General features: G+C 66.7%; 11 protein-coding genes and 1 pseudogene. 6 read left to right on the top strand and 6 right to left on the bottom strand.

Annotation, left to right across the window (positions count from 1 at the left end):
• Window positions 1-94 precede the first annotated feature (94 nt).
• Window positions 95-1165 carry an N-acetylmuramoyl-L-alanine amidase gene (locus tag GOHSU_RS02310; RefSeq protein ID WP_005936188.1) on the top strand — a complete coding sequence of 357 codons (1071 nt, stop codon included), beginning with the start codon at window positions 95-97 and terminating at the stop codon, window positions 1163-1165.
• A 37-nt stretch (window positions 1166-1202) separates the two neighbouring features.
• Window positions 1203-2171 (top strand): SDR family oxidoreductase, encoded by a 969-nt coding sequence (locus GOHSU_RS02305; protein WP_005936185.1) that lies wholly within the window; start codon window positions 1203-1205, stop codon window positions 2169-2171.
• A gap of 54 nt (window positions 2172-2225) precedes the next feature.
• On the opposite strand, the gene GOHSU_RS16175 is transcribed toward GOHSU_RS02305, so the two are convergent.
• Both GOHSU_RS16175 and GOHSU_RS02295 read right to left on the bottom strand, forming a co-directional pair.
• Window positions 2226-3344 (bottom strand): DUF6542 domain-containing protein, encoded by a 1119-nt coding sequence (locus GOHSU_RS16175; RefSeq protein ID WP_005936182.1) that lies wholly within the window; start codon window positions 3342-3344, stop codon window positions 2226-2228.
• An 83-nt stretch (window positions 3345-3427) separates the two neighbouring features.
• A complete protein-coding gene (locus GOHSU_RS02295; protein ID WP_005936179.1) occupies window positions 3428-4543 on the bottom strand; it encodes a DNA recombination protein RmuC in 1116 nt (371 codons plus the stop codon).
• A gap of 200 nt (window positions 4544-4743) precedes the next feature.
• Here GOHSU_RS02295 and GOHSU_RS02290 point away from each other — a divergent pair, with 200 nt between their 5' ends.
• The 4 genes and pseudogenes from GOHSU_RS02290 (at window position 4744) to GOHSU_RS02275 (ending at window position 9468) form a co-directional block, all read left to right on the top strand.
• A complete protein-coding gene (locus tag GOHSU_RS02290) occupies window positions 4744-5940 on the top strand; it encodes an AI-2E family transporter (RefSeq protein WP_081597699.1) in 1197 nt (398 codons plus the stop codon).
• A 25-nt stretch (window positions 5941-5965) separates the two neighbouring features.
• On the top strand, window positions 5966-7057 hold the full coding sequence (gene ychF / locus GOHSU_RS02285) for a redox-regulated ATPase YchF (RefSeq protein ID WP_005936175.1): 1092 nt from the start codon (window positions 5966-5968) through the stop codon (window positions 7055-7057).
• 458 nt (window positions 7058-7515) lie between these two features.
• Window positions 7516-8745, top strand: a pseudogene (nhaA, locus tag GOHSU_RS17140) (Na+/H+ antiporter NhaA).
• A 48-nt stretch (window positions 8746-8793) separates the two neighbouring features.
• Window positions 8794-9468, top strand: coding sequence for a TetR/AcrR family transcriptional regulator (locus tag GOHSU_RS02275; protein ID WP_005936166.1), 675 nt, complete (start codon window positions 8794-8796; stop codon window positions 9466-9468).
• A 114-nt stretch (window positions 9469-9582) separates the two neighbouring features.
• Here the strand turns inward: GOHSU_RS02275 and GOHSU_RS02270 are convergent, their stop codons facing one another.
• Genes GOHSU_RS02270 through GOHSU_RS02250 form a run of 4 tightly spaced genes read right to left on the bottom strand, consistent with a single transcriptional unit; the run spans window position 9583 to window position 13242 of the window.
• Window positions 9583-10236: an NAD(P)-dependent oxidoreductase gene (locus tag GOHSU_RS02270; protein WP_005936163.1), complete on the bottom strand. Its 654-nt coding sequence runs from the start codon at window positions 10234-10236 to the stop codon at window positions 9583-9585.
• Window positions 10233-11030: an MBL fold metallo-hydrolase gene (locus GOHSU_RS02265; protein ID WP_024332727.1), complete on the bottom strand. Its 798-nt coding sequence runs from the start codon at window positions 11028-11030 to the stop codon at window positions 10233-10235. Before GOHSU_RS02265 ends, GOHSU_RS02270 begins: the two co-directional genes overlap by 4 nt.
• A 5-nt stretch (window positions 11031-11035) precedes the next feature.
• Window positions 11036-12655: a zinc-binding dehydrogenase gene (locus tag GOHSU_RS16455; protein ID WP_005936156.1), complete on the bottom strand. Its 1620-nt coding sequence runs from the start codon at window positions 12653-12655 to the stop codon at window positions 11036-11038.
• 23 nt (window positions 12656-12678) lie between these two features.
• The gene (locus tag GOHSU_RS02250; protein WP_005936152.1) at window positions 12679-13242 is read right to left on the bottom strand and encodes an ester cyclase; all 564 of its coding nucleotides are present in this window, start codon (window positions 13240-13242) and stop codon (window positions 12679-12681) included.
• Between the last annotated feature and the right edge of the window lie 16 nt (window positions 13243-13258).

Here is a 13258-nt window from a genome sequence, read left to right as displayed (position 1 = left end):
GCGACGGGAACCGGGTTGCCTCTGCTTACCCGTCGCTGGTTCACTTGGTACAGAAGTGACCAGTGTGACTTCTGGTGATCTAAGGGGTTAGTGAATGTCTGCAGCAAGTGTTCGTCGTGTCCGCACCCACGGCGGCTCGGTCCGCCGGTGGATCGGTGTCGGGGCGGCGCTGGCCGTGACGGCCGGCACGCTGGTGGCCGCACCGGTGGCAGCCGAGCCGAACAGCGAGGCCCCCGCTGCCGGCTCCCTCACCGGCCGGACCGTCTTTCTCGACCCCGGGCACCAGGGTTCGGCCGACGGCAACCGTCTGACCAAGCAGGTTCCCGACGGGCGCGGCGGCACCAAGGACTGCCAGACCACCGGCGCCACCGCCGTCACCGGCAAGAAGGAACACACCATCAACTGGGACATCGCCCAGCTGGTGAAGGCCGGTCTGGAATCGCAGGGTGCGCGCGTGGTGATGAGCCGTGCCGACGACACCGGCTGGGGCGGCTGCGTCGACGAGCGTGCCGAGGCGGCCAACCGGTCCAAAGCCGATGTCGCGGTGAGTCTGCATGCCGACTCCACCAGTGTCGGCGCCGACCGAGGCAAATCCGGATTCCACATGATCGTGCCGTCCCTGCCGGTACCCGATGCCACGGTGGCCTCAGTGCAGGCCGGCAACGGCCGCAAAGCCAGCGAAGCCATGCGGGATGCCTTCAAGCGGGCCGGTTTCAAGCCGGCCAACTACGCCGGAGTCAAAGACGGTATTCAGACCCGCTCGGACATCGCGGCAGTGAATCTGACCCGGGTGCCGGCCGTCTTCGTGGAGATGGGCAACCTGTCGAATCCGGAGGACGCCAAGAACCTGTCGGAGGCCAAGGGCTCGTCCGCCTATGCGCTGGCGATCACCAACGGGATCAAGAGCTACCTGGCCACCGCCCCGGCGCCCGCCCCGGTGCCGCTGGCTCCCGGGGAAGCCGATCCGCAGGTGGATGGTTCGGAACTGGAGGACCTGGCGGCCCTGGCCGCGGTCGGCCCGCTGATCGAGGAACTGGCTGGTGCCACGAGCCTGGAAGAGGCGCAGGCGCTGCTGCTGGCACAGGGGGCCGACGTCTCGGCGCAGGTTCTCAAAGCGATGCTCGCGGTGGTGTACACGCTCTTCGGCGGCAAGCTGCCGATCTGACCTGCCACAGCTCTGCAGAACGCGTTACTGTCGAGGCATGGGCCTGAATCTGCCGAGTCTGAAGACCATCCGTGAGCTGTTCTACGTGCCGGTTCCGGTACCGAGCTTCGCCGGCCGCAAGGTATTGATCACCGGTGCGGCCAGCGGGATCGGCCGGGCGACCGCCGAGGCGGTCGCGGCGCAGGGTGGTCAGTTGGTGCTCACCGATGTGCAGACCGGCGCGCTGGATCAGGTGGTCGCCGAGATCAACGGGCGTGGTGGCCACATCCTCTACCACCGGCCCGGTGAGATCTCCGACTACGAGTGGGTCGCCGCCTTCGCCCGCGAGGTCGAGGCCGAGGTGGGGGTCATGGACGTGGTCATGAACATCGCCGGCGTCTCGGCGTGGGGTCCGGTGGAGAAGCTCGAGCACCGGCAGTGGCGGCGGATGGTCGATGTGAACCTGATGGGGCCGATCCACATCATCGAGTGCTTCGTCCCGCCGATGGTCCGGCGCGGCGACGGCGGCCAGCTGGTCAACGTCTCTTCGGCGGCAGGGCTGCTCGCTCTGCCCTGGCATGCGGCCTACAGCGCCAGCAAGTTCGGGCTGCGGGGTATCTCGGAGGTTCTGCGGTTTGATCTGCGCCGCCACGGCATCGGCGTCTGTCTGGTGTGCCCGGGTGCGGTGTCCACGCCGCTGGTCGACACCGTCGAAATCAGCGGCCTGGACCGCAGTAATCCGGTGATCCAGAAGCAGATCGGCGGCTTTCACCGGATCGCGGTGACCCCTGAGCAGGCCGCGCAGGCGATCTGCAAAGGCGTGCTGCGCAACAAGTTCATGGTATACACCTCGTTCGATACCCGATTCGGCTTCTGGTGGGCGCGCAAGTTCGCCTTGCCCTACGAGATCGTGATGCGGATCGCGAACAACCGCTTCGATCAGCTGGCCAGGATCAGTGAGATCGGTGCCGATCCCCGCGACGGCAGCGGTTCGCAGCCGTCGGTGGGCAGCCGGAAGAACGACTGAAGCGCCACCGGCCCGCGGACCTGACGGTCCGGGAACACCCCGAAGGAACCGGACTCAGTCGCGCCGGTTGACGGGGACGTCGTCGGTGCCCTGCTGTTCGCGCAGTTGCTGTGCGGCGGTCCGGCGGGGTCGAGCTGCGGTATCCGGCCGCGGCGGAATCACCTGCGGCTCGGCGCGGCGCACCGGACGGTCGCCCTGCCCGACGATCGACGGGCTGCGGCGTACAGGGCGCGCGGTACCGGTCGACGGGCCCTCTGTGCCGGGGGCGGCCGGCGGCCGGGGTGCGGCCTGCGAGGGCATGGCCTGGCGGGGTGCCGGCTTCTGGGATGCCGACTTCGCGGGTGCCGACTTCGCGGGTGCCGGCTTCTGGGCGGGCCGCTGCCCCTGATCCGCCGACTGCGGTCGGGGCGCGGGCCGGCCGGCGCTCGTGGCCCCGGCCTTCTTCGGTGCGGCCTTCTTCGGTGCGGTCTTCTTGCGCGCAGGCTGCGGCTGAGCCGAGTCGGACTGGCCGGCCCCGGGGGTGCCGGGCTTCCTCTTGCCGGACTGGATCTTGCCCGGCTTGGTCTTGCCGGGTGCGCCTCGGCCCCGTCTGTCCTGGGCGGCTGTCTTCTGGTCCCGGGCGGTCTTCTTCGAGTCGCCGGCCGCCGGCGCCGGACGGGCCGGCTTGGCCTTACCGCGTTCACCGGACCGGGGCGATGTGTGCTGTGGACGGTCGGCGACGGCGATCGACCGGGTCACCAGCCAGCGGACCACCGCGATCAGCACGCAGAGCACAAAGGTGCCCAGAATCCACGGGAACATGTTCGAGAACGGCAGTGCCACCTTCAGCACGGCCTTGCGCATCCCCTGCGGGGCGCTGGAATCCTTAGTCGAAAGCACCATCGCGTAGAGCGAGATCATGCCGATCGAGACCGTGATCAGGGGCGGCTGAACCGCCGCGGTGAACAGGGCGCGGCGGCGGACGGCCAGAACGGCCAAGATGCAGCCGACCAGGAAGAAACTGTTGTAGGTGGGGCCGAGTGAGGAGTTGACCAGCACATCGATCGTCGCACCGACGGAGGTGAACACCGCCGCGATGAGCACAGCGCCCCACCAGGGCACACCGGCGATCCGCGGCAGCACGCTCTGCGTGTCTGCCGGCACGGGGGTGCTGCTGAGGATGCGTGAAGCCACGTGTCAACGGTACCGGTTCTGTCGGCAGGGGCGCTTCAGGCGTGGGCGTGGCGCGGCAAGAAGTGTCGCCTCGGTGATCGACCTCACGCCGACGGTGGCACTCGGACCGGAACGTCGATCGGGGTCAGGGGATCTCGTCGACTGTCGCCGGAGTCGCCCAGTGCCTCCAGTTCGGCCAGCCGTCGGGCGGTGACCGACAACCGGCTGTCGATCGCCCCGATCGCCGAGTTGTACGACTCGACCGCCCGGCGCAGCGCGGTGCCGGTCTTCTCCAGATGGCCGAGCACTCCGTCGAGCCGTTGGTACAGCTGGCGTCCCAATGTGTGGATGACTGCGGCGTCCTCGGCGAGCGCATGCTGACGCCATCCCAGCGCCACGGTGCGCAGCAGCGCGATCAGCGTGCTGGGCGTAGCCAGGACCACATTGCGTCCGAAGGCGTACTCGAGCAGGCTTGGGTCGGCGCGAGTGGCCGTCTCCAGAACGCCGTCGCCGGGCAGGAACAGGACCACGAACTCCGGGGAACTGGGCTGGGCCGACCAGTACGCCTTGCTCGACAGGGTCGCCACATGCGATCGCACCGCCTGGGCGTGCCGGGCCGACAGTGCCCGGTCGTCGGGTGCGGCCGGACCGCCGGGTCGGGACGGTTCGGCCGCGGCGGCCTCCAGGTAGGCCTGCAGCGGGGCCTTGGCGTCGACGACGATCGAGCGGCCCCCGGCCAGGTGAACCACCAGATCCGGCCGCAGGCGCGAGCCGGTCTCGTCGCCGGTGGTCTGCTGGGTGGTGAAGTCGCAGTGCCGTGACATGCCTGACAGTTCGACGATGCGCTCCAGCTGCACCTCGCCCCAGCGGCCCCGGACCTGCGGGGTGTGCAGAGCGCTGCTGAGCCGGCTGGTCTGCTCGTGCAGGCGGTAGGAGGCCTGCTGCATGCCGCGTACCTGCTCGGTCAGGCCGGCATAGGCATGGATGCGATTGTTCTCGGTGCGCCGCAGCTCCTGCGACAACTGGTCGAGGGTCTGCCGCAGCGGTTGGACGATGTCGTTGACCTCGTCGCCCAGAAACTCGGACTGTTCACGGGTCGCAGCGGCCGTGGCGGCGCCCGCCGACCGGGTGGCGGACTGGTGGGCGAACCAGCCGATCGCGATGCCGATCAGCAGGCAGACGAGCGCGGTGATGGCCAGGGAGGCGGTCATGGTCCCCATGCTGCATCGGCCCTCCGACAATTTCCTCGTGGCGTACCGTCGCATCGACGGCGCCGGTGTGTGAATATGTCCGCGTGAGCGACGACGACGATCTCCGTGACCTGACCGGGGTGGACGAGGGCGAGGCCGAGGCCATCGACCTGGCCGAAGAGGAATCCGTCGGCGTGCCCGACAACCTGGCTGCGGTCACCGAACGGGTGATGACCGATCCGCGTACCGGTAAGCCGTATCCGAGTCGGTCGCGGGTCTTCCTGACCGGCCTGCGCTCCTCGGCGACGGTATGCCTGCAGGCCATCATCGTGCTGCTGTTCCTGTGGGTCCTGATGTGGATCCTGGGCAAGCTGTGGGTGATCGTGCTGCCGGTGGTCCTGGCGATCATCATCGCGACGGTGCTCTGGCCGCCGGTGCGCTGGATGCGGAGCCGTGGGCTGCCCGCCGCCGCAGCGGCGCTGGCCTCCCTGCTGGCCGCTTTCGGTCTGGTCGCCCTGGTGCTCGCGCTGGTGGTGCCGTCGGTGATCGACCAGACCCCGGAACTGGTCGGTCACGCGATCGACGGCATCAAAGAGGTGCAGAAGTGGATCCAGGGTCCGCCGTTCAACGTCGACGATCAGCAGATGGCCGGGTTCGTCGACACGATCATCGAGAAGCTGCAGAAGAGTTCGACGGCCATCGCCTCGGGCGTGTTCAGCGGCGTCGGTGCGGCCACTTCGGTGTTGCTGACCGGATTCACCACCCTGGTGCTGGTGTTCTTCTTCCTCAAGGACGGTCCGAAGTTCATTCCCTGGATCGACCGGACCGTCGGTCTGCCGGCCGGCTCGCACATCAGCGAAGTGCTCATCCGGATGTGGAACACCCTGGGCGGCTTCATCCGCACGCAGGCCGTCGTCAGTGCCGTGGATGCGGTGCTGATCGGTATCGGTCTGGTGGTGCTCAAGGTTCCGCTGGCCGGTGTGCTGATGATCATCACCTTCCTGGGCGGCTTCATCCCGATCGTTGGCGCCTTCGTGGCCGGCGCCCTAGCGGTGCTGATCGCGCTCGTCGCCAACAGTCCGACGACGGCGCTGATCCTGCTGGCCGTCATCCTGGCCGTGCAGCAGTTGGAGGGCAACGTCCTGTCACCGTGGCTGCAGGCCAAGGCGATGGAACTGCATGCGGTGATCGTGCTGCTGTCGGTGATGCTGGGCGGCGCGCTGTTCGGCATCATCGGCGCCTTCCTCGCGGTGCCGGCCGCGTCGTGCCTGACCGTGCTGTTCCGGTACGTCCTGGAGCGGATCGGTCTGGCAGCCGGGGAGAAGATCGTGCAGGAGGACGCCGAAGCAGCGGCGAAGGCCGCAAGTGCCGGCGGCGGCGTGCTCGCGCGGTGGCGCCCCGGACGCAAGGGCGATCACCAGGGCTGATGGCCAGGCGATAGACTCATCACCCGTGAGTCTCACCCTCGGAATCGTCGGACTGCCCAACGTCGGCAAGTCCACTCTGTTCAATGCCCTGACCCGCAACGATGTTCTCGCTGCGAACTATCCGTTCGCCACCATCGAGCCCAACATCGGTGTGGTGGAGCTTCCCGATGCGCGCCTGAACCGGCTGGCCGAGATCTTCGGCAGCGAACGGATCCTGCCTGCGGTGGTCTCGTTCGTCGACATCGCCGGCATCGTCAAGGGTGCGTCGGAGGGCGAGGGGATGGGCAACCAGTTCTTGGCCAACATTCGTGAAGCCGATGCGATCTGCCAGGTGGTGCGGGTCTTCGGTGACGACGATGTGGTGCATGTCGACGGCCGGGTCGATCCGCTGGCCGACATCGAGGTGATCGAGACCGAGCTGATCCTGGCCGACATCCAGACCCTGGAGAAGGCGCTGCCGCGGATGGAGAAGGACGCCAAGAAGAACAAGGAGCTGGTCGGCACGCTCGAGGCCGCCCGCACGGTCCAGGAGATTCTGGACTCGGGTAAGACCCTGTTCTCGGCCAAAGAAGATTTCGATCTGAGCAGTGTGCGCGAACTGCATCTGCTGACGGCTAAGCCCTTCCTGTACGTGTTCAACTCCGACGAGTCGGTGCTCACCGACGAGGAGCGCAAGCAGCAGCTGCGCGATGCCGTCGCCCCGGCCGACTGCGTGTTCCTGGATGCCAAGGTCGAGAGCGAGCTGCTCGAACTCGACGAGGACGACGCCCAGGAGCTGCTCGACTCGATCGGGCAGGACGAGCCGGGTCTGCGCCAGCTCGCCCGCGCCGGCTTCCACACCCTGGGCCTGCAGACCTACCTGACGGCCGGACCGAAGGAGGCCCGCGCCTGGACTATCCGCCGCGGCGATACCGCGCCCAAGGCGGCCGGGGTGATCCACACCGACTTCGAAAAGGGCTTCATCAAGGCCGAGATCGTCTCCTTCGAGGACCTCGATGCTGCCGGTTCGATGAACGACGCCAAGGCGGCGGGCAAGGTTCGCATGGAGGGCAAGGACTACGTGATGGTCGACGGAGACGTGGTCGAGTTCCGCAGCGGAGTGCCATCTAAGCGATAGGGGCGATCCGGCGCCTCTACCAGTGAAAACACCATCGAATCCGCGAAGTTTGATCAACTTCCAGCCCGCTGAAGGGCCCGAAACCCTTCAGGGCGTGGTGGTCAGGCACCGGCAGCACTTCTACTGCGGCATCAGCCTGTGAGTCGGTGATGACGTACTCTGTTCGCGTGAACGCTCCCTGGCAGATCCACCCGCGCCTCGCGGGCAGTGACGATGCCTTGGGCCGAATCCCCGTTCTGCTCGCTGGCGCTGATCGGCACCCGGGTACCAACGGATGGCTCAGTTCGTTCGGCACCTGCGCTCACGGAAGCATCGCCGGTTGCCCTCCGGGCAACTGATCTCTGACGAGGTCGCGGTCTGCCCAGACCTGCCCGCCTCGCCGTTCCAGCATTCGTCGGCGCGGCTCTCCTTATGTGTAGTGGCCGACGTCGATCCTTCTGAACGAAAGAGATCACCGGGTGTCTGCACCTGCTTCCGTGAGGGCTGCCCTCACGACAATTCCTCAATTCTTGCGGTCCGACGTGGTCGGAGGATTCCTGCTCATCGGCGCTGCGCTGATTGCGATCCTGTGGGCAAACTCGCCATGGTTGGACGCCTATACCGCGCTCCGTGACAGTTCCTTCGGCCCCGACTCTCTGGACCTTCATCTGACGCTGCACGCCTGGACCTCCGACGGTCTGCTCGCCGTCTTCTTCTTCCTCGTGGGTAGTGAGCTGAAGCATGAGTTCACGCACGGTGTCCTGCGCGACCCGCGGACCGCACTGGTGCCGATGGTCGCCACGGTAACCGGCGCGGTGATCCCGGCCGTTATCTTCTTCGCCGTCACCGCGCCGGGCGAATCCGGGTCGTCGGCCGGCTGGGGTATCCCCATGGCCACCGATGCGGCTTTCGCCGTCGCGGTTCTCGCCATCGTCGGTCGTGGACTTCCCTCTGCCCTGCGGACGATGCTGCTCACGCTCGCGGTCGTCGACGACCTTGTCGCGATCATCGTGATTGCCGCCTTCTACTCAGACGGAATCAAGGTGCTTCCACTCGTGCTCGCGTAGGCCCTGCTCGCGGTATTCGGCTGCCTTCAACAGAGTTCGATCCCGCGGACGAGAACCTCTGCCTTGTGTCTCTACCTGCCCCTGGCGGTCACGATCTGGGTGCTGGTGCATGCGGCTGGAATCCATGCCACCGTCGCCGGTGTCGCGATGGGGCTGCTCATGCGAACTCGGACGCGGCCAGGCGAGTACGAGGACCCGTGTAGCGCAGCGCAGCGAATCACCAGACCGCTGGCGATGGGGCTGGCGCTCCCGGTCTTCGCCCTGTTCGCCGCCGGAGTCAGTTTCGACGGATTCGGCCAGGCACTCACTGACCGGGTCACTCTGGGTATCGTCGCCGGCCTGGTGCTCGGCAAGCTCATCGGTATCCTGGGCGGCGCTTGGCTGACAACACGCGTGACGCCCGCCCGGCTGGACCCGAGTCTGTCGTGGATGGACGTCCTGGGAATGTCGCAGCTCGCGGGAATCGGCTTCACCGTCTCCCTCCTGATCAGCGAACTGTCATACCCCGAAGTCTCAGACCACCTCGACCACGCCAAAGGCGGGGTTCTGCTCGGAACTCTGATGGCCACAGTCCTGGCTACCGTGGTCCTACGTCACCGTGTCCGCCACTACCGCATCGTTGAGGCCAGAGTGCCGACGTGACCAGACTCTAATAACCCACTGCGTGGATTTACGGCTAGTATCGGTGTTATGAAGAACGGTTCGAGCGCCCGTCGGGGCCGCCCGCCCAAAGGGGCGTCTGTCCTGTCGCGTGACGTGATCGTCGGCGCCACGCTTCAGGTCATCGACGCGGACGGCGTCAGCGGCGTCAGCATGCGGGAAGTGGGCCGTGTTCTCGGGGTTGACCCCAAGAGCCTGTACAACCACGTCGACGGCAAGGAAGGTCTCCTGGATTCGGTGGCGGAGGCACTTCTCGGCGCACTGGATCTTCCGGAGCAGTCGGGGGATCTCGTGGCAGATCTGAGGGCGATCGCCTACGCGTTCCGCGATCGAGCTCTCACCCATCCTGAGGCGGCCTCACTCGTTCTGACGCGTCAACTGGCCTCGTTCGAAGGGCTGGCGCCTGTCGAGGCTGTTCTCAGCATCCTGCAGAACGCGGGCTTTGATGCCGAGGAATCGGTCCATCTCCTGCGTGTCGTACTTGCGGCGCTCATCGGCACTTTGCTGCGGGAAGTCAACGCGGGTCCGACCCACGGGTCAGACGACGCCGCAGGGATCGCCGAGCGTACTGCGGCCCTGGAATCCAGCGGTTTGCCCGCTGTTGCCGCCGCGGCGCCACAGCTGGCGACATTCGACGCCGACAAGGAGTTCGAGTTCGCGCTTGATCTCACGCTTGACGCGGTGGCGCGCCGAGCGCTGGCGTAAGGCGGCGCGCCGGGCCTCGGTTAGACGCCGGACGAGGATCGACTGGCTGCCTTCCGCCTGCTACTCATTCGACGTTGGCGATCGTTCGCCGGATGACATCAGGCTTCACGCCTGTCACCGCCCGACCGGCTTCCAGCCCGTTGCGGTGGTTACCAGGAGGCGTTGCCCCTTGGTTGCGGGGTTGGTCGCGATCGTGACCAGCGCGCGGCCGGCGTTGGCGAATGGGAGAGTGGGTAGGCCGGGTACCCGCGACACCTGGTCGAGTGGCTCGATCGCCGCTGACTCCCTGGCGGCCGCCTCCTTCAGGTTGACCGGGTAGACCAGCGTGTACGAAACGCCTGCCGCGGGTAGCAATTGTTCGGCGGTGGCCTTGTCGTCGAAGAAGCCTTTGAGGGCGGTGCGGTAGATGAGGCGGGCAAAGGGGGAGGCCTTGGCTGCCGTGTCGCCGGCGCCGAAGGCCGATACAAGCACGACTCGCCCGACGCCGCCGTCGCGTGCGGCGGTCAGGATGCCGGGCAGGGTGCGCTGGGTGAAGGTCTTGTCCTTCATCGGTCCGGTCAGGCTGACGATGAGGGCGTCGGTACCGGCGACCGCTGCCGTGAGGGCCGCGGTGTCATCGAGTTCCCCGTCGATCACGGTGACGCCGTCGCGCTGCTGGACGGCCTCTGGGCGGCGGGCGTAGGTGACGACGGAATGACCGGCGTCGACGGCTGCGGTCAATGCGTGGGAGCCGAGGTTGCCGGTGGCTCCGAGGATGGCGATTTTCATGGGGTGTTCCTGTTCTGCGCGGTGGTGAGCAATTGCGGGTCGTGGGCGTTGACGAGGAGGAGGTCGGGGTCCGCAGCACGCCAGAGTTCGGCGAGGCGGGCATGGTTCTCCCTCACTTTGGGCCAGTCGTAAGCGATGACCCGCTCCATCGCGGTCAGCGCAAGGGGCGCCTTTCCGCCGTCGAGCTGGCCGTGGTGGTAGAAGGAGTCGCCGACATGGAGGACCCAATGCGTTCCGGCGTCGACCGCGACGGCGGCGTGGCCTCGACTGTGGCCGGGCAGGGCCAGCAGCACGATCCCCTCGTTGATCTCGGTCAATTCGGTGGCGGCCGCGAATCCGCGCCAGGGGTCGCCGGCGGCAGGGTTGTGCCGGACCAGAGTTGGGAGCGGCTCATGGTTCGCCGGCAGGTAGCGCTCCTTTTCGACGAGCGTCTTCGGCGACAGCGCCGCGTCGGCCTCGTCCGAGGTCAGGTGGATGCGGGCCCACGGAAAGTCGGCGACGCCGCCGATGTGGTCGGCGTCGAAATGGGTGACAACGATGTCGCGGATATCGTGCGGGTCGAAGCCGAGTGCCTTGACCTGAGCGAGGGCCGTCTCTGCGTCGTCGTACAGTGGCCGTACGTAGTGCCGCACCGAGCCGAACGTCTTGCCGGGTGCGCGGGCGTAACTTGTACCGATTCCGGTGTCGACGAGGGCCAGGCCGCGCGGTGTCTCGATGAGGAGCACGTGACAGACCAGCCCGTCCGGGGTGAACCGAGGGCGCATTGTTCCGTAGTTGAGGTGATGGACCTTCATACCGCTCACCCGAACTCGGCCATCAGTTTGGCGGCGGCTTCCGGGTCGCCGCCGATCAGGTTGGCGTCGATTTCCTGGATCGGGTTGGACCCGTCCCAGTTGTCGGCGGCCATTTTGATCAGGCCGAAGATGAACGCTTTGCTGCCGCCGAGGTCGCTGATCTCGATGACGGTTCCGGGATGGTGTTCGGTGGCCAGGTAAGCGAAGCGTCCGTCTTCGCCGCCGATGCGGCCTTCCTGCCCGACGGTGAATCCGGCCGCCAGTGCGCGGTCGTAGAGGCCCTGGTAGTCCTCGGCCCAGTAGGCGATGTGCTGGACTCCTTCATGGCCGCCGTCGAGGAAGTCCTTGTACATCGAGGGGGCGTCGTTGACCGGGGTGATCAGCTCGATCTGGATGTCGCCGCTGTTGGCTACTGCGACGTCCATGACCATGTCGGACGGCTGACCGTGGTAGGTGAAGTCACCCGGTCGGACGCCTTTGAGGTAGAACCAGGGTCCGATGCCGGCGTTGATGAAGCCCTGCATCGAGGCTTCGAGGTCGCGGACGACGTAGCCGATCTGCCGGATGGTGCCGAAGAAGTTCGCGACGGGCGCCGGCGCGGGCGCTGCGCCGGTGTGGGCGTCGGCGAACGAGAGCGCGATCTTGCCGATTGCACCGTTCTCGCGGAGCTTCTGCGCCGCTTCGCTCGCATGATCTACCGGATAGACACTGTCGAGTCTCGGGGTGATCTTGCCGTCCGCGACGGCCGGGAGGACCCTATCGGACAGTGCGGCGACCACTTCGCCGAGTTCGGCACGCGTTCGGATGCTGAAGGTAGTGCCGATCAGCTTCTGCCGGCGGAAGGCGACGGTGTCGAGGTCGAGGTTCGTGGCCGGTCCGGCCAGGCGGCCGATGCTGACGATTCGCCCGCCGATCGCGGTCGCGTTGGGCAGTGAGCCGAACTGTTCGCCGCCGACGTGATCGAGGACGACATCGGCGCCCGCTCCGTCGGTGGCGGCGAGTACCGCCTCGACGAGGTCTTCGCTGCTGGTGTCGATCGTGACGTCGGCGCCGGCGTCGGTGAGTGCGCCGCGCTTGGCTGTGCTGGTGGTCGTGGCGATCACCTTTCCCGCTCCGAGGGCTTTGGCGAGTTGGATGCCGACCATCCCGATCGAACTGGTGCCGCCGACGATGAGGACTGTCTCGCGTTCGGTGAACCCAGCCTGGGTGACCAGAGCGTCGTGTTCGGTGATCAGGCCGACCGGCAGGGTGGCGGCCTCCTCGAACGAGAGGTTCTCAGGGATCGGCACCATCAGACGCGGGTGGCCCAGGGCGTAGTCGGCAAAGCCGCCAGTGGTGATGCCCATGACTCGCGTACCGACGGGCAGGTCGGGTGCGAGCAAGCTGCCGCGCTCAACGATTCCGGCGATCTCCATCCCGGCGGTGAACGGGCCGTCCTCCTCCTGCGAGTTCGCGGTGTACGAGCCTTCCAGCGCGTAGAGGTCAGCCCGGTTCATCCCCGCGGCGTGAACCTGGATCCGCAGCGCTCCCAGCTGGTCGGGAAGTGGTGCTTGTTCCAGGGCCCAGTCGTCGCCTTTGCCGCCAATCAAGGCGCGCATGGTCGGGGTGTCAACGGTGGTGGTCATGTCGTTTCCTAGATGTTCGCGATTCAGTGGGACTGGTCCGGCGGGGTGGTGTTCATCAGGCGCGGGTCGGGTTCGGATCCGGCCATGGCCAGGGCGCCCTTGAGGACTCCGGCGAGTTTGGCCAGGTCTTTCGGGTTCCTCTTGTCGAGGCCGCCGACCAGTTGCTTGAGGATGGTGAGCTGGTCGAAGTAGATGCGTTCGATGATCAGGTTCTCGTTCTCGTCGAAGACGAAGTACGCAGTCATCCGGGTGCGGTGCTTACTGCCGGTCGGCGGGATCTTGCCGAGGTAACCCTTCTGGGTTCCGAGCAGCCAGAACTCGACGATCACTGCATCGACGCTGTGACGGAACGCGATGATCTCGTGGTCCTGATCGGGAAACGCCACACGAGTGTCGTTGTAGTAGTCGCGTACTTCCTGATCACCGTCGTGGACGACCATCTGCGCGATCAGCTCGTAATGCGGGTGCGGGAACGTCGACAGGGTCGCGTCCCAGTCCTGGATCACCTCGTCGTGGAAGTGATCCAGGACGAGCTTCTCGCGGGCGCGGAGGACGTCTTCAGGTGGCAGGTGGAAGCGATCGGTCATGACTGGGACTCCTTGA

The sequence above is a fragment of the Gordonia hirsuta DSM 44140 = NBRC 16056 genome (genome assembly GCF_000333015.1).
Lineage (GTDB): Bacteria > Actinomycetota > Actinomycetes > Mycobacteriales > Mycobacteriaceae > Gordonia > Gordonia hirsuta.
This window is presented reverse-complemented; position numbering and strand designations above follow the sequence as displayed.

Coding starts and splice junctions, on each gene's coding strand:
- GOHSU_RS02310 (WP_005936188.1), top strand. CDS start 95: ATGTCTGCAGCAAGTGTTCGTCGTGTCCGCACCCACGGCGGCTCGGTC.
- GOHSU_RS02305 (WP_005936185.1), top strand. CDS start 1,203: ATGGGCCTGAATCTGCCGAGTCTGAAGACCATCCGTGAGCTGTTCTAC.
- GOHSU_RS02295 (WP_005936179.1), bottom strand. CDS start 4,543: ATGGGGACCATGACCGCCTCCCTGGCCATCACCGCGCTCGTCTGCCTG.
- GOHSU_RS02290 (WP_081597699.1), top strand. CDS start 4,744: ATGACCGATCCGCGTACCGGTAAGCCGTATCCGAGTCGGTCGCGGGTC.
- GOHSU_RS02275 (WP_005936166.1), top strand. CDS start 8,794: ATGAAGAACGGTTCGAGCGCCCGTCGGGGCCGCCCGCCCAAAGGGGCG.
- GOHSU_RS02270 (WP_005936163.1), bottom strand. CDS start 10,236: ATGAAAATCGCCATCCTCGGAGCCACCGGCAACCTCGGCTCCCACGCA.
- GOHSU_RS02265 (WP_024332727.1), bottom strand. CDS start 11,030: ATGAAGGTCCATCACCTCAACTACGGAACAATGCGCCCTCGGTTCACC.
- GOHSU_RS16455 (WP_005936156.1), bottom strand. CDS start 12,655: ATGACCACCACCGTTGACACCCCGACCATGCGCGCCTTGATTGGCGGC.
- GOHSU_RS02250 (WP_005936152.1), bottom strand. CDS start 13,242: ATGACCGATCGCTTCCACCTGCCACCTGAAGACGTCCTCCGCGCCCGC.